This is a genomic window from Deinococcus aquiradiocola, from assembly GCF_014646915.1.
Taxonomy (GTDB): domain Bacteria; phylum Deinococcota; class Deinococci; order Deinococcales; family Deinococcaceae; genus Deinococcus; species Deinococcus aquiradiocola.
The window spans coordinates 52,004-66,501 of the sequence record NZ_BMOE01000006.1; the positions used below are offsets into that span (position 1 = coordinate 52,004).

At 70.0% G+C, this 14,498-nt stretch carries 11 protein-coding genes and 11 tRNA genes; 19 read left to right on the forward strand and 3 right to left on the reverse strand.

Annotated features, from left to right (window positions below; genetic code table 11):
- Positions 1 to 158 precede the first annotated feature (158 nt).
- Positions 159 to 1,730 carry a GGDEF domain-containing protein gene (locus IEY33_RS10205; RefSeq protein WP_188963105.1) on the reverse strand — a complete coding sequence of 524 codons (1,572 nt, stop codon included), beginning with the start codon at positions 1,728 to 1,730 and terminating at the stop codon, positions 159 to 161.
- Between the two features lie 118 nt (positions 1,731 to 1,848).
- The gene (locus tag IEY33_RS10210; protein ID WP_188963107.1) at positions 1,849 to 4,755 is read right to left on the reverse strand and encodes a sensor domain-containing protein; all 2,907 of its coding nucleotides are present in this window, start codon (positions 4,753 to 4,755) and stop codon (positions 1,849 to 1,851) included.
- A 155-nt stretch (positions 4,756 to 4,910) separates the two neighbouring features.
- Here IEY33_RS10210 and IEY33_RS10215 point away from each other — a divergent pair, with 155 nt between their 5' ends.
- Genes IEY33_RS10215 through IEY33_RS10230 form a run of 4 tightly spaced genes read left to right on the forward strand, consistent with a single transcriptional unit; the run spans position 4,911 to position 7,134 of the window.
- Positions 4,911 to 5,231 (forward strand): ArsR/SmtB family transcription factor, encoded by a 321-nt coding sequence (locus IEY33_RS10215; RefSeq protein WP_188963109.1) that lies wholly within the window; start codon positions 4,911 to 4,913, stop codon positions 5,229 to 5,231.
- 9 nt (positions 5,232 to 5,240) lie between these two features.
- Complete coding sequence (locus IEY33_RS10220; RefSeq protein ID WP_188963112.1) at positions 5,241 to 5,702, forward strand: arsenate reductase ArsC; 462 nt, start codon at positions 5,241 to 5,243, stop codon at positions 5,700 to 5,702.
- Positions 5,703 to 6,389 carry an MIP/aquaporin family protein gene (locus IEY33_RS10225; RefSeq protein ID WP_188963115.1) on the forward strand — a complete coding sequence of 229 codons (687 nt, stop codon included), beginning with the start codon at positions 5,703 to 5,705 and terminating at the stop codon, positions 6,387 to 6,389.
- 25 nt (positions 6,390 to 6,414) lie between these two features.
- Positions 6,415 to 7,134, forward strand: a complete 720-nt coding sequence (locus IEY33_RS10230) for a metallophosphoesterase family protein (RefSeq protein WP_188963117.1) — start codon at positions 6,415 to 6,417, stop codon at positions 7,132 to 7,134.
- A gap of 79 nt (positions 7,135 to 7,213) precedes the next feature.
- Here the strand turns inward: IEY33_RS10230 and IEY33_RS10235 are convergent, their stop codons facing one another.
- The gene (locus IEY33_RS10235) at positions 7,214 to 7,876 is read right to left on the reverse strand and encodes a TetR/AcrR family transcriptional regulator (RefSeq protein WP_188963119.1); all 663 of its coding nucleotides are present in this window, start codon (positions 7,874 to 7,876) and stop codon (positions 7,214 to 7,216) included.
- Between the two features lie 144 nt (positions 7,877 to 8,020).
- On the opposite strand from IEY33_RS10235, the gene IEY33_RS10240 reads away from it, so the two are divergent.
- The 15 genes from IEY33_RS10240 to IEY33_RS10310 all read left to right on the forward strand — a co-directional run bounded on the left by IEY33_RS10240 (position 8,021) and on the right by IEY33_RS10310 (position 14,467).
- Positions 8,021 to 8,848 carry an SDR family NAD(P)-dependent oxidoreductase gene (locus IEY33_RS10240; RefSeq protein ID WP_188963122.1) on the forward strand — a complete coding sequence of 276 codons (828 nt, stop codon included), beginning with the start codon at positions 8,021 to 8,023 and terminating at the stop codon, positions 8,846 to 8,848.
- Between the two features lie 224 nt (positions 8,849 to 9,072).
- Positions 9,073 to 9,163: transfer RNA gene (locus IEY33_RS10245), tRNA-Asp, on the forward strand.
- A 289-nt stretch (positions 9,164 to 9,452) separates the two neighbouring features.
- Positions 9,453 to 9,527 (forward strand) — tRNA-Gly (locus tag IEY33_RS10250).
- A gap of 77 nt (positions 9,528 to 9,604) precedes the next feature.
- Positions 9,605 to 9,682, forward strand: a tRNA-Leu gene (locus tag IEY33_RS10255).
- A gap of 196 nt (positions 9,683 to 9,878) precedes the next feature.
- A tRNA-Tyr gene (locus IEY33_RS10260) sits at positions 9,879 to 9,965 on the forward strand.
- 3 nt (positions 9,966 to 9,968) lie between these two features.
- Positions 9,969 to 10,107, forward strand: a tRNA-OTHER gene (locus IEY33_RS10265).
- A gap of 20 nt (positions 10,108 to 10,127) precedes the next feature.
- Positions 10,128 to 10,272, forward strand: a tRNA-OTHER gene (locus IEY33_RS10270).
- A gap of 16 nt (positions 10,273 to 10,288) precedes the next feature.
- Positions 10,289 to 10,417 (forward strand) — tRNA-OTHER (locus tag IEY33_RS10275).
- A 9-nt stretch (positions 10,418 to 10,426) separates the two neighbouring features.
- A tRNA-OTHER gene (locus IEY33_RS10280) sits at positions 10,427 to 10,563 on the forward strand.
- An 84-nt stretch (positions 10,564 to 10,647) separates the two neighbouring features.
- A tRNA-Asn gene (locus IEY33_RS10285) sits at positions 10,648 to 10,722 on the forward strand.
- A 335-nt stretch (positions 10,723 to 11,057) separates the two neighbouring features.
- A tRNA-His gene (locus IEY33_RS10290) sits at positions 11,058 to 11,132 on the forward strand.
- 2 nt (positions 11,133 to 11,134) lie between these two features.
- Positions 11,135 to 11,209, forward strand: a tRNA-Trp gene (locus IEY33_RS10295).
- Positions 11,210 to 11,369: 160 nt separating this feature from the next.
- Positions 11,370 to 13,016: an RNA-binding protein Rsr gene (rsr, locus tag IEY33_RS10300; protein ID WP_188963125.1), complete on the forward strand. Its 1,647-nt coding sequence runs from the start codon at positions 11,370 to 11,372 to the stop codon at positions 13,014 to 13,016.
- Positions 13,017 to 13,175: 159 nt separating this feature from the next.
- Positions 13,176 to 13,472 (forward strand): DUF8820 family protein, encoded by a 297-nt coding sequence (locus tag IEY33_RS10305; RefSeq protein ID WP_188963127.1) that lies wholly within the window; start codon positions 13,176 to 13,178, stop codon positions 13,470 to 13,472.
- Positions 13,472 to 14,467: a DUF6745 domain-containing protein gene (locus tag IEY33_RS10310; protein WP_188963129.1), complete on the forward strand. Its 996-nt coding sequence runs from the start codon at positions 13,472 to 13,474 to the stop codon at positions 14,465 to 14,467. The genes IEY33_RS10305 and IEY33_RS10310 overlap by 1 nt, the downstream gene beginning before the upstream one ends.
- Positions 14,468 to 14,498: the final 31 nt, after the last annotated feature.

A 14,498-nucleotide genomic window follows, 5' to 3' on the forward strand; every position in this document is an offset into this window, starting at 1 on the left:
GGGCGCTTCGGCGTTCCGCCCGTTTCCCGTGCCTGGCGGTCGTCCGGGCCTCGCTCACATGGTTCCGCTCCACCTTCATGAGGTGAGGGAAGCACACCGGATCTCGTTTCACCTGCGCCGGACCGTACGTCCTGCCGTTCGTTCCGACCGATTTCGGCTCAGGTGTGCCAGGCGACGCCGTCGCGGCCCGTGTGTTTGACGTGGTACAGGTGCCGGTCGGCGGTCGCGAGGGCCATCTCGAAGTCCGGGGTGGTCGCCTCCGCCACGCCGATGCTGACGGTCACGCGAAAGGGATGCGGCAGGTCCGGCCACGTCAGGTTGCGGATGGCGTCGACGACGTGCTGCGCAGTGCGTGCGAGGTCTTCGGCAGCCTCTGCGGGGCGCAGCAGCACGAATTCCTCCCCGCCGTAGCGGGCGATGACGTCCTGCGGGGCGGCGTGCTCGCGCAGCAGGCCCGCGAGTCGGCGCAGGACGGTGTCGCCGAAGGGGTGGCCGTACGTGTCGTTCACGGCCTTGAAGTGGTCGATGTCGATGATCGCCACGCCGAGCGGCGCGTCCGGGGTGGCGTTCAGGGCGAGCGTCTCGCCGCGCCGGAACAGGTGGTCGCGGTTCGACAGGCCCGTGAGACCGTCGGTGCGGCTGAGTTCCCGGATGCGGTCGTTGAGGGCCTGGAGTTCCCGCACGTGCTCCTGCAGCGCGGCGCTCTGGCGGCGTTCGTTCTCGGCGGCCTCCTCGAGTGCCTGGATGCGGTGCAGCACTTCGAGGCTGCGGTACACCTTGCGGCGTTCCGAGGCGTGCGTCGCCCGTTCGAAGTCGAGGGTGGCGCGCAGGTGCAGGAGGGCGTCGTGGTCGTGGCCGAGTTCGGCGTGCGCGCGGCTGAGCGCTTCGTGCAGTCGGGGCAGGGAGACGTGCGTGCCGAGGGACCGGGCGAACTCCACCTCGGGCGGCAGGAGGCGCAGGGCGAGGTGAGGGTCGCCGTGCCGGGTGAGGGCGAGCGCGACGTCGATGCGGAGTTCGGAGCCAGGGTTCTGTGCAGCGAGGGCGGCGAGGCGCGCTTCGAGTTCCGGCACCCGGGTGGTGCGGCCGAGCGCGTCGAGGCTCAGGAGGGTCGTGTGGACCGCTTCGGCCTCCACCTCCGGGCGGTGATGCAGGCCGGGGTACGTGAGCGCCTCCTCCAGGTACGTGAGGGCCTGCTCGTGCTGTCCGGCGTCCTGCGCGAACTGCGCGAGGTTGGTGAGGGCAATGGCGACACCGAACCCGTACCCGAGCTGCCGGAAACGCTGCAGGGCGGTCAGGACGTGCTCGCGAGCGCGGTCAGGGTCGCTGGCGCGCAGTTCCACACCGAGGTCGTGCTGGCCGGACGCCTCGAGTTCGTCGTCCTGCACCTGGCGCGCGACGCGGATCTGCTCGTCGTACAGGCGCACCGCCTGATCGGGCCGGTTCAGTCGGCTTTCCAGGCAGGCGAGGGTGTTCACGGCCCGGCCGTGCCACGCGCTGAGCGGTTCGCGCTGCAGGTCACGGATCGCCTGGTGTGAGCGGTGCAGGCTGGCCGGGAGGTTTCCGTCGCGCCATTCGAGGTACGCGAGGACCACGTCCACCTGCGGCGGAGCAGGTGCAGCAGGACGGAACGTCAGCGCGAGGTGCCGGGCGAGGACCGGATCCTCGTCCCTCACGGCCCAGGCGCGTTCCAGGTCCAGCAGGGGGGTCGGGACGCTCCGGAAGGCGCTCATGTTCTGTCTCACAGTGTACCGGGGCAGGTCTTACGGGACGTTGACAATTCAGGGACAATGAGGAACGCAGGGCGGGCACACGCCTTCCGGGCCGTTTCTGTGTCGTGCGGCGCGCCTCTCAGGGGAGGAGTGGCGCGTCCGCGAAGCGGTTGCGGAACTCTGCGGGGGGCACGCCGGGCGCGATCAGCCAGCCCTGCATGGTGGGGCAGCCGAGCTCGGCGAGCAGGTCCGCCTGGGCCTCCGTCTCGACGCCCTCGGCGACGACGTGCAGTGCGAGCGCACTGGCGAGGGCCAGGGTGGCCTGCACGATGGCGCGGTTCTCGCGGCCGTCACGGCCGGGCCGGTCGAGTTCGTTCACGAAGGCCCGGTCGATCTTCAGTTCGTGCGCGAGCAGGTGCCGCAGCGTCATGAGGGTGGAGTACCCGGTGCCGAAGTCGTCGATGGCGACACGAACGCCGAGCGCGTTCAGTTCGTGGATGGCGTACGTCACGGCGCTCAGGTCGTTAATGATGGCGGTTTCCGTGATCTCGAGCATCAGGCGCTCCGGTGGGAAACGCGCGGCTCGCAGCAGCACGGCGAGGTGGGCCGGGAAACGGGAGTTGCGCAGCTGGACCGGTGAGACGTTCACGCTGAGCCTGAGGTGCGCGGGCCAGTGGGCCGCTTCGTGCAGCGCCTCTCGCAGCACGAAGGTGCCGATGTCCGTGATCAGTCCGGTCGCCTCGGCCACCGGGATGAACTCGGCGGGCGACACGGGGCCGAGCGTGGGATGCGTCCAGCGGAGCAGCGCCTCGGCGCCCGTGACGGCGCGGGTGTCGCAGCGCACCTGCGGCTGATACACGAGCGTGAACTGGCCGCCGCTCAGGCCCTCGTACATCGCCGCTTCCAGTGCGAGGTGCGAGATGCGCGGCTGGGAGGACGGCAGGTAGGCCTGCCACAGCTGGCCGCTGCGTTTGGCCTGGTACATGGCGGTGTCGGCCTGACGCATCAGGCTCGCGAGCGTGTCGCCGTGGTCCGGCGCGAGACTCCAGCCGATGGCGACACCGACGCGCAGGGAACGGCCGGAGATGTCGAAGGGTCGGCTCACGGCGTTCTGGACGGCGGCGCTCACGGCCTCGATGTGCGCGGGATCGTCGAGAAGCAGCGCGAACTCGTCGCCGCCCATCCGTGCGAGCGACAGGACCGGGAAGCGGACGAGTTCGGCCTGCAGGCGCTCTCCGACGCCGCGCAGCAGGTCGTCGCCGACGTCGTGGCCGAGCGTGTCGTTCACGAACTTGAAGCGGTTGAGGTCCATCAGGGCCAGAGCGCGCGGGGGCGCGTCAGGCGTGCCGAGGAAGGCAGCGACCGACCGCGCGAACCCGTCACGGTTCAGCAGGCCGGTCAGGGAGTCGCGGTAGGCGAGGCGCTCCAGACGGTCCTGGTGCCGTTGCCGGTCGATGAAGAGCGCCACGTGCCCCGCGACGTGCTCCGCAAGGTCCTGCACCTGCGTGGTGGCCTCCAGGCGCTGCGGGTGCGTCAGGGCCAGCACGCCGAGCAGTTCGCGGGCGTGGTCGTAGAGCGGCACCTCGACGCTCGTCCCGACGGCGGGCCGCCACTGGCCGTCCACGAGCGTCCCGAGGTTCAGCCGCTCCCACACGTGTTGAATGACGTGAGGGCGCGCCTGCCGGTCCGGGTCGCGCCGCGCCCAGAGTCGGCGGGCGTCTTCACTCAGGTAGTCCTGCAGGCTGGCGCGCAGTTCCGGCAGGACGGGACCGATGGTGCGCATGACGGGCTCGTCGAGCGTGACGACGCCGGGTGTCCAGCCGGGCGTGGCCTCCTTCAGGCCGTGGAACATCCACTCCAGCACCTCTTCGAGCGGCGCGCCTCCGAGGGACGTGACGGCCGCCGCCGCGAAACTCTGCAGGAACACGCTCGCCTGCCGCTGTACGCGCACGTCACGCAGCAGCAGGGCCCAGTGGGGCGTCTGCCGCTGCCCTGGCCCGGGGTCGTCCGGGGGCATGGGGGTGGCGCTCACCTCCCACCACTGGCTGCTGGCGGAGAAGCGCAGGTCCATGACGATCGGCGCGTCCGGGTTGCTCCGCATGCGGCCGAACAGCCGTTCGACTTCCGGCCGGTCGCGGCGGTCCCACGGCCAGTCGAGCGGGCACGTACCGAGAATGTCCTGCCGCTGGCCGACGAGCGAGATGAAGGCCGCGTTGGCGTACACGACCTGCAGGGTTTCCGCGTCGAGCAGGCAGACAGGCGCGGAGGTGGCGTTCATGCCGCCCTCCAGCAGGCGGAGGCGTTCGGTCTGCTGCAGGCGCTCCGGGAGGTCTGTGGCGCAGGAGATCACGAGGTCGCGGTCGGTGGTGGGCTCGCGCGCGGAGATGAAGGTCCGTTCGTAGAGCCGGTCACCGATCGTTTCGGTCCAGCGCCGAGGTTCGCGCGTGGCGAGAACGGACGCGAGTTCCGCTTCGCGCCGCTGCAGGGCGGGTTCGTCAAGCTGCAGTGCGGCGGCGGCGTCCCGGTCACGCCGCCCTGTCACGACGTCTCGCAGGGCAGCGTCCGGCACGGCGGCCGGGTTGACGTACAGGTAACGGCCCTGCTCGTCCAGCACGCTGACGGGCAGCGGCAGGTCCTGCAGCAGCCGGTGATAGAAGGTCACCTCGCCCGACTGTGCCGGGCTCGGCCGGATGACGATCATGACGGCGCGCCGACCGCCCGGCAGCTCGAAGCGCACACCGCGGATCTGCGCGTGGATGGGGTGGCCGCGCGGGTCGCGGAAGGTGCTGTCGCGGCGCGTGGGCAGTTTCAGCTCGGCGCCGAAGGTCGTCACGTTCCGGCGGAACGCCTCGCGTTCGTGCGCGGCGACGATCTTCAGGACGTCCGTGCCGGGGAGGGTCGCGGCGTCGTGGCCGCTCCAGGTGCCGAACGCCTCGGAGACGGCCAGCACCTCGAGGGTGAGCGGCTCCAGCACCAGGACGGGATCGATGCTGCGGGTGATGGCGTCGAGAACGACACGGTCGTCTCGAGCAGGGTTTGCAGCCATACTTCGAGTATGGGTGCGTGCCGTCACGGAAATCTTAACCGGACGTCCACGTTCGCCCTTCTGCCGGGGGCGAGGCGCCCACCGGTCAGGCGGTGCGGCCGCTGCGCCGAAGCCTGGGCGCAGCCATCCATCAGATTGATCCGGTAGGATGGGGCATGACTGCCGCTCGCCAGCCACCGGTGCTCGACCTGCTGAAGGCGCTCGCGAGCGAGGTCCGCTTTGAACTGGTACGGATCCTGGCGCACGGCGAGCACTGCGTCTGCGATCTGGAGGCGGTGCTGGGGTTACCGCAGTCGAAGGTGTCGTACCACCTGGCGGTCCTGAAGGACGTGGGACTGGTGAGCAGCGAGCAGCGCGGCAAGAACAGTTACTATCGCCTGCAGCACGGGCCGCTGTACCTGCTGGGCGGCGAGTTGCTCGCTGCGCTGCTGACGCCTGACCCGGCGTTGACGCAACGAATCAGATCGGTGTGTTAGGCTGCCGTCATGACCCGCGTCCTGATCCTCTGCACCCACAACAGCGCCCGCAGCCAGATGGCCGAGGGCCTGACCCGCCGGGCTGCCCAGCGGCTTGGCCTCGACCTGGAGGTGTTCAGCGCCGGGACGGAAGCCACGCGCGTCAAGGAGGACGCGGCGACCGTGATGGCGGAGATCGGCGTGGACCTCGGCACGCACCGCAGCAAGACGCTGCACGACGTGCCGGACCCCTGGAACTTCGAGTACGTGGTGACGGTGTGCGACAGTGCCGCCGAGGCCTGCCCCACGTACCCCGCCCGCACCACACGGCGGCACTACCCGTTCGTGGACCCGAGCGGCGGGAGCCTGGAGCGCTGGCGGGCCGTGCGTGACCAGCTGGACCTGCAGTTCGTCTCGTTCGTGGAGGCCCTCAGGGACGGCCGCCCGGTGCCGGACAGTTACGAGGACAGTCCCGCCGTGTCGGTGGCCTGAGTGCCTGTGCCGCTGCCGCGCGCCGTGGCGGCCGAACTGCTGGGCACCTTCGCGCTGACGTTCTTCGGGCCGGGCGCGGCGGTGGTGGACGCGCAGACGGGTCAGCTGGGCCACATGGGGGTGGCCGCGGTGTTCGGGCTGACGGTGGCCGCCGTCATCGCGGCCCTCGCGCCAATCAGCGGGGCGCACATCAATCCGGCCGCGACGCTCGCGCTGACGCTGGCCGGAAAGTTCCCGGCGCGCCGGGCGCTGCCATACGTCGGCGCGCAGCTGCTCGGGGCCGCACTGGCGGCGTACCTGCTGCTGGCGTTGTTCGGCCTGCGCGGCGACCTGGGCGTGACGGTCCCGGCAGTCGGGACGGGGCGCGCGTTCCTGCTGGAGGCGGTCATGACGTTCTTCCTGCTGCTGGTGGCGCTCCGCAGCGGTCTGCCGTGGACGGTGGGGGCCGCGGTGGCGCTGGAGGCGGCGGTGGGCGGCCCGGTCACGGGCGCGAGCATGAATCCCGCCCGCAGTTTCGGTCCGGCGCTCGCGAGCGGCATCTGGACCGCGCACTGGCTGTACTGGGCGGCCCCGATGCTGGGCGCGGTCCTGGCGGTCGCCGCGAACCGTTTCCTGAGTCCGGCAGCACCGGTCGAACCTGAACCTCACGGGGCGCAGGAGTTCGCGCCACGCGGCGGGCAGGCGTGACCGGGACCGGAAGCGGGAGGCGGGCGTGAAGGTCGCGGTGTTCGGGGACGTGCACGGCAACCGCTTCGCGCTGGAAGCCGTGGCTGCAGACATCGGGCGCCACCGGCCGGACGTGTGGGTGAACCTGGGCGATCAGGTGTTCGGCGGGGCGGACCCGGCGGGCGCGTTCCGGCTGCAGCAGGACCTGAGAGCGACGTATGGCGTGCACGAGGTGCGCGGCAACACGGACGAACGGCTCGGTCAGCCGCTCACGGACGCCACCGAGAAATGCGTGACGCTCGAATGGCTGCACGCGCTTCTGCCGCCGGGAGCGGGCGCCCACGTGGCCGGTCTGCCCACCACGCTCACCGTGGCGGGCGGGGAGGTGCTGGCGGCGCACGGCACGCCTCACAGTGCCTGGACGGCACTGCTGCTCGACGGGAAGGCCTGGGCGGACGACGCTCTCGTGCTGGACCGGCTGGGCGACACCGGGCGGGCGAAGGTGGTGGTGGTCGGGCATTCGCACCGGGAGCACGTGCGACAGGTCGGGGCGGTGAGCGTCGTGAACGTGGGGGCCGTCAGCCGTCAGCGGGACGGCTCGCCACTCGCCCGCTGGACCCTGCTGGAAGGCGAGGGCGACGTGTGGAACGTGACGTTACGGCGCGTTCAGTACGACGTTCAGGGGGCCGCCGCGTGGGCCGAGACGCACGCGCCGGGCGGGACGCGCGAGGCGGCGCAACTCCGGACGGGCCGCAAGGAACGGTAGGGGCACCCACCACCCAGACGCGGCTGGACACCCGAAGTTCAGCCGTGCGGGTCGGGGACCAGACCGTGCGGCGTGCGGTTCAGGCGGTGCCGGGCGGTGGAGTGACGAGGCCGCGGTACAGGGCGGTGAGGGCGTCGGGCAGGACGGCGTCGAGCTGCAGGTGCAGGGCGGCGAGTTCGGTGCCGCTGAGGGCGTCGCGGACGGCGGGGCTGGGGTCGCTCATGGGTTGCAGGCCCGCGATGAGCGCCTGCGTGTACGTGAGGAGGCGCGCGCCGCCCCCGGCGGGCAGGCCGGGGAGGGCGGCTTCGAGCAGGGGGGTGGTCTGGGCGAGATGTCCGGCGATCCAGGTCTTGTGCGTCAGGGCGCGTTCCGGGGTGATGTTGTGTTCGAGGATCCCGGCGAGCAGCGGGATGAGGCGCGTCAGGTTCTGGCGCTCCAGGGTGAGGGCGGTGACGGTGCGCGCGAGGCTTTCGGGGGTGTGCGTGCCGCCGAGGCGCAGGTGGCGGTCGAGGGCGGCGAACCAGTCGCCGAGCAGCGTCTCGTAGAGGCTGAGGAAGAGGTCTTCCTTGCTGGGGAAGTACGCGAAGAGGGCGGCCTTGGTGACGCCGACGCCGGTGGCGATGGCGTTGAGGGTGAGGTCCGGGTAGCGGTGCGTCTGCCAGAGGGTGAGGGCGGCCGCGAGGATCTGTTCGCGGCGTTCGCGTTTGGCCTCGTCACTGCGGGCGCGAACGTTAAAAACCATGAGTCAATAGTAGCAGAAGTTGGCCCAGCGTTCACTGAACGTGATGGCCGAGGTCCGCCTTCCTGGGGCGCTTGACAGAGCGACCCCAGGTTGCTTAACTTAATTCACCAGCGGTCATTTATTCTGGCCGCGGCAGGAGACCGCATGACCCAGACCAGCACCACACCCCCCGGCCCCACCCGCCCCACCGCCCTCATCACCGGCGCCAGCGGCGGCATCGGCGAAGCCATCGCCCGCCAGCTCGCCGCACGCCACACGCACCTCATCCTCGTCGCCCGAAACGAATCCCGCCTCCAGACCCTCGCCACCGAACTGCAGGACCGCCACGGCGTCCACGCGCACGTGATCGCCCAGGACCTCACGGCCCCCCACGCCACCGACGCCCTCTGGGAACAGGTCCAGACCCGGAACCTGCAGGTGGACTTCCTCGTGAACAACGCCGGCTTCGCCGACTACGGCGAATTCCACACCCTCGACCGCGCCCGCCAGCTCGACATGATCCAGGTGAACGTCACGGTCCTCACCGACCTCACGCACCGCTTCCTGCCCGGCATGGTGCAGCGCTCACGCGGCCGCGTCCTGAACATCGCCAGCACCGCCGCCTTCATGCCCGGCCCCCTCATGGCCGTGTACTACGCCACCAAAGCCTACGTCCTCAGCTTCAGCGAAGCCCTCAACGAGGAACTGCGCGGCACCGGCGTCCACGTCACCGCCGCCTGCCCCGGCCCGGTCGCCACCGGCTTCCAGGCCGCCGCACAGATGGAAGGCAGCCGACTGATCGCCACGGACGCCGGACAGCGCGCCATCATGACGCCGGACACGGTGGCCGCCGAGGCCGTGGACGCCATGCTGCACGGCCAGAGCGTCCGCGTGATCGGCCTGATGAACCGCGTGCAGGCCTTCCTGCCCAGACTCGTCCCGCGCGCCCTGCTGCCCAGAATCGTGAAACAGGTCCAGGACCGCGCCCACTGATCCCTCCGCCGGAACGCCTACCCGGCCACTACGCCACCCGGCGAATGTGAGACAGACACGCGCCGCCGTACACTTCATGGCAGGTGAGAACGCACGCCGCTCTCCCCCACCGGCCAGACCGGGACCGACTCCACCGAACCTCTCCGGAATGGGCCGAAGACCCTGGGTTACCCAACTGTCACCTGGAACCCGACCCAGGATCACCCCTCGTCCATTCCGCCCGTGATTCCATCGTCCAACGGCACAAGACGCCCCGTTGTCTGCGGGAAGATGCGCCAGTGCCGGTGAATGCTGGAATTCCCGCTGGAATCGCCACACCATGCGTTGCAGGGAACCTCAGGGCCGACCGGTCACGGTTCTTTCACACCTCGGCCCCCATGGGGGCGAACGGGCGGAAACCTCCGCAGGAGGGTCCGGGTTCGGTTCCCGGCATGGAAATGGCCCGATTCCGTGACCACCCCCTTGCCCGGAAGTTCCCCCGCTGCGCCACAGATCAGCATCACGGTTGGGCCGAAGAAGGCTCGGTTCTCTCTGGCGATCACCCCTCACGGGGTCCGGGTTCGACTCCCGCATCCGACCTCCACGCCTTGCCCGACCAACCCACGCAGATGTCGTCCAGCAGCCAGGATTTCTCGTTGCCAGCGAGAGGACGGTGGTGCGAATCCACTCATCTGCTCCACGCAGGCTTCTTCCAGTCAGCAGGATGCCCGGCAACCGTCGGGTGACGGCGGTGCAATTCCGTCCAGCCTGCTCTACACTCCGGTATCCCAATTCGGCAGAGGAACACGCCTCAGAAGCGTGACAGTGTGAGTTCAAATCTCACTCGGAGGACCAGCCCCAGCGCGGGCCACCGCACCAGAAATCCACTCCCAGAGGTACACGTATGAACGAGGCCACCCTGCACTCCACCCCCGCCCAGCGCACACAACTCAGTCAGGCCAGGCGAAAGGGTCGGAATCTGCACGGCCCGTTCCTCTGGCGAGGTCCGAAACCGGCCCGATATTCCCACCCCACCCGGACGCGAAATTCCGGATGGGCGGCGAAGACGGCGAGTCGCAGACGACTGTAAATCGTTTGCCTTCGGGCACAGTGGGTTCGAATCCCACCCCATCCACCATACGCGGCGGGTAGCTCAGCGGCAGAGCATTCGACTGCCCGAAAGGGCAGTTTCCCTCCACGCCCACTCGCCCAACCTGGGCCGACAGTGGAGGGTGACCTCTATATCGAACGGGCGCGGGTTCGACCCCCGCCCCGCCGCTTCACTTCGACTCTCACCGTGGGGACGGTGGCGGAGCTGGTCAAACGCACATGTTTGCCCCTCGTGGGCTGACCCTCACCGCCCCTTGCCCGTCCGGGCCGATGCGTGAAGGTGACCTGGAACATACGGCCGGAAGGTCTCGCGGGTTCGAATCCCGCCCGTCCCCCTCTTCCCCACTTCTGGGGCTGGTAGCTCAGTTCAACGCGCCTTTGCAGCCCTTGCCTGCCGTGCATTCCGGGCCGATCGCAGAGGCTTACAGGGAGAGCGTCCGCGTGAGCGGAAGGTCGCGGGTTCAAGTCCCGCCCAGCCCCACACGACATGGAACGGTAGCTCAGCGGTCAGAGCACTTCGCCTTCCCGATCTCTCGCCCTGCCGTGCAGACGGTTCAGGGCCGACAGTGAAGGCTTATCGACTTCGGATCGAGTGGTCGTGGGTTCAAATCCCACCCGTTCCCCCACAGAAACAGGTCGCTCAGCTGGAAGAGCGCCCAGCTCCGAACGGGGAGGTCACGCCCCTCAAGTATTGCCAGGTTCACCCGTCTTCCGGGATAGCTCAGTGGCAGAGCGCCTGCCTGTTAAGCAGGACGTCGCAGGTTCGAACCCTGCTCCCGGAGCCAAACTTCTCCACCCGGTCATGGAAAGCCGTACAGCACGTCCTTTCATGACGACTCTCTGAACGAAGTCCAGCGGAAGCACGCCTGATTCGGATTCAGGCGGTCGCACGGAAGGTCCGTGCCGTTCAGACCGTATGGGCCTGTCGCGTAACGGCAGCGCGTCCCCACCTGGCCACAGGCTCAGGGACGGCCCCTCGCCTCTCTTGCAGGTCATCAACGTAGGCTGACCTGCTCATGGTTGCACAGGGGAAGTGGGCGTTCGAATCTCCCCATCTCCACCAGACAGACCGCGACGAGGAGGCCGGGCAACCGGCGCGGGGCAGAACGTCCGACGTATGGAGAGTGTGGTGTAAAGGCTGCACGCCGCCCTGTGAAGGCGGAGGTCATAGGTTCGATTCCTGCCACTCTCCCCAACGGGTTTCTCGCTTGACGGCAAAGCACACGTTTCCAACACGTGCAGATCGGGGTTCGAATCCCTGGAAGCCCGCCACCTGTTCCGGTCGCTCGGTCGCGCAGAGCACTCGCCTTTCAAGCGAGGAGTCGTGGGTTCGAGTCCCACCCGGTTCACCACTTCGGCGCACGTGCGCCACAGTCGCCGCTGGCGAATCCAGCGTCCCGTTCACTCGCCCTGTCGAAAGGAGGGCCGAATCATGAAGAACCTCTTGAACGCACTGAACCCCCTGAACCGCACCCAGACCGAGCGGCTTGACCCGCGTCAGGTCGTGAACAACGCGGGCGGATTCGTGTACGAGCTGTCCGACGAGGCGCGCCTGACGCGCTTCCTGATCCTGGGCACGGACGGCGGCACCTTCTACGCCACGGAGCGGGCACACACCCTGCAGGCGACGGAGTTCGTGAAGACCTTCGTGCAGGTGGACGCGGGCGCGGCGCTGCGCGTGACGCTGGACGTGATCCGCACGAACCGTGCGCCGAAGCCGGGCCCGGCGCTGCTGGTGCTGGCGCTGATCGCGAAGACCGCGCCGGACGCGCAGGTGCGCAGGGCGGCGTGGGACGTGCTGCCGGAGGTGGCGCGCACGGGCACGATGCTGCTGCACTTCCTGGCGTTCGCGGACGCGCTGGGCGGCTGGGGTCGCCTGACGCGCCGGGGCGTGGCGCGCGTGTACGAGGACGCACCCGTGGAGCGGCTGGCGTTGTGGGCCGTGAAGTACAAGGCCCGTGACGGCTGGAGTCAGGCGGACGCGCTGCGCAAGGCGCACCCGAAGACCGCGGACGCGGGCCGGAACGCGGTGCTGCGGTTCATGGTGGACGGCGTGCTGCCCGACGTGGGCGACATCAGCGAGCCGGCCCTGCGCGTGATCGAGGGTCACCTGCTGGTGCAGGGCGTGACGTCCGACCGGGACGCGGCGGGCCTGATGCGCGGGTACGGTCTGCCGATCGAGGCGGTGCCGACGCACCTGCGGGGCGCGGAGGTGTACCGGGCCGCGATGGAGACGAACGGGCTGACGTGGCTGCTGCGGAACCTGGGGAACCTGGGCCGCGTGGGCGTGCTGAGCGTGAACGACGGCGAGGTCGTGCGGGCGGTGGTGGAGCGCGTGACGGACCCGGGCGCGCTGCGGCGTGGGCGTATTCATCCGCTGGACGCCCTGAAGGCGCATCTGGTGTACGCGCAGGGGCGGGGGGTGAAGGGTCGGGGCGAGTGGGTGCCTGTGCCGAAGGTGGTCGATGCGTTGCAGGACGCGTTCTACGCGTCGTTCGGGGCGGTGCGGCCGGCCGGGAAGCGCTTCATGCTGGGTCTGGACGTGTCGGGCAGCATGGGTATGGGTCTGGTGGGCGGCGTGCCGGGCCTGAGTCCGCTGAAGGCGACGGCGGCGATGGCGCTGGTCACGGCCCGTACCGAGCCGGACTACGCGGCCCTGGCGTTCAGCGCGGCGGGCGGCGGGTACGGTGGCCGCTGGGGCGGCGGCACGCCCGGCCTGACGCCATTGACGGTCAGCCCGCGTCAGCGTCTGGACGACGTGATGACGGCCATGCAGCGGATTCCGATGGGCGGCACGGACTGCGCCCTGCCGATGCTCTGGGCGGCGAAGCAGCGGGTGGAGGTGGACACGTTCGTGGTGTACACGGACAACGAGACCTGGGCGGGGAACGTGCACCCGGCGGTGGCGCTGGACCGCTACCGGCAGGCGATGGGCATTGCGGCGCGGCTGATCGTGGTGGGCATGACCGCCACGGAGTTCAGCATCGCCGACCCGAACCGGGCCGACATGCTGGACGTGGTGGGGTTCGACTCGGCCGCGCCGGGCGTGATGACGGATTTCGCGCGTGGGGGGGCGTGACGGGCGTGAGGTGATGCAGTCCCGGTTGACCGGGTCGGGGCGTGCGGGCGGAACTTCTGCCGGTGCGCCCCGCTCGTGTTGCCGGTGTGCGGTTGAGTGGGAGGGCCGGATGTGTTATGTTATTGGCGTAATCAACGCGCCCCTTTCAAGGAGAACATCATGCTCTACCGTCACGGCGACGTCCTCGTCCAGCAGGTCCAGACCCTCCCAGACAGCCACCCGCGCCCCGGCGTCACCCTCGCACACGGCGAGGTCACCGGCCACAGCCACCGCTTCAGCGAACCGGGCAGCGTCCAGCTGCACCAGTCGGGACGCGACCTGTACGTGCAGGTCCTGACGGACCACGCCGACCTGATCCACGAGGAGCACCGCACCATCCGCCTCCCGCGCGGCGTGTACCGGGTCTGGATGCAGCGCGAGTACACGCCCGCCGGCATCCGCCGGGTGTACGACTGATGCCCGCTCCGCTCGGCGCGGACGCCGCCCGCACCCTGATCCTGTCCGGCGAGGCCCACGGACCGCTGCACGTCCAGGGCCGCCTCGACCTGAGCGGCACGCGCCTCACCCGCCTGCCGGACCACCTGAGCGCCGACGTGCTCGACGTGAGCGGCACCGGACTCACGCAGCTGCCGGAGCACCTGCAGGTGGGCGAACTGATCGCCACGGACCTGCCGCTGCACGAGGTGCCGGGCACGCTCCGCGTGCAGTTCCGGCTGGTGCTGGACCGCTGCGCGTCCCTCACCCGCCTGCCGCGCAACCTGCAGGTCGGCTCGCTCAGTCTTCAGGACTGCGCGTCGCTGGAAGCTCTCCCGGAAGGGCTGGACGTGTGCTTCCTGAACCTCAACCGCTGCGAGGCCTTCCACCACTGGCCGCAGCGCGGACGCCTGCGGTTCGGACACCTGAGCGCGCAGGACTGCCCACGCCTGCACGATCTGCCCGGCTGGATCACGCATGTCGCGCAGCTGGACGTGCAGGGCTGCCGGTCCCTCACGCGGCTGCCCGGCACGTTGCGCGTGAGCGGCTGGGTGGACGTGGGCGGCAGCGCCCTGAGCGCCCTGCCGGACGAGCGCGTCCCGCTGCGCTGGCGGGGCGTGCGCGTGGACGCCCGCACCGCCTTCAGGCCCTGGGAACTGACGGTGCCGGAGATCCTGGAGACCGCGAACGTCGAGCGGCGCCGCGTGATGCTCGACCGGGTGGGGCCGGAACGCCTGCTCGCCGAGGCGGGCACACAGGTGCTCGACCGCGACGAGGACGCCGGAGGGGAGCGCCTGCTGGTGCGGGTGCCCCTGAGTGGCGACGAGCCGTTCGTGGCGGTGTGCGTGGGCTGCCCCTCGACCGGCAGGCGTTACGTGCTGCGCGTTCCGCCCACCCTGACGTCCGCGCATGCCGCGTCCGCGTGGCTGGCGGGCTTCGACGACCCGGCCGCGTACCGTCCGGCCATCGAGGCCTGAAGCGACACGCGGCGGCACGCTCCGGAGGGCC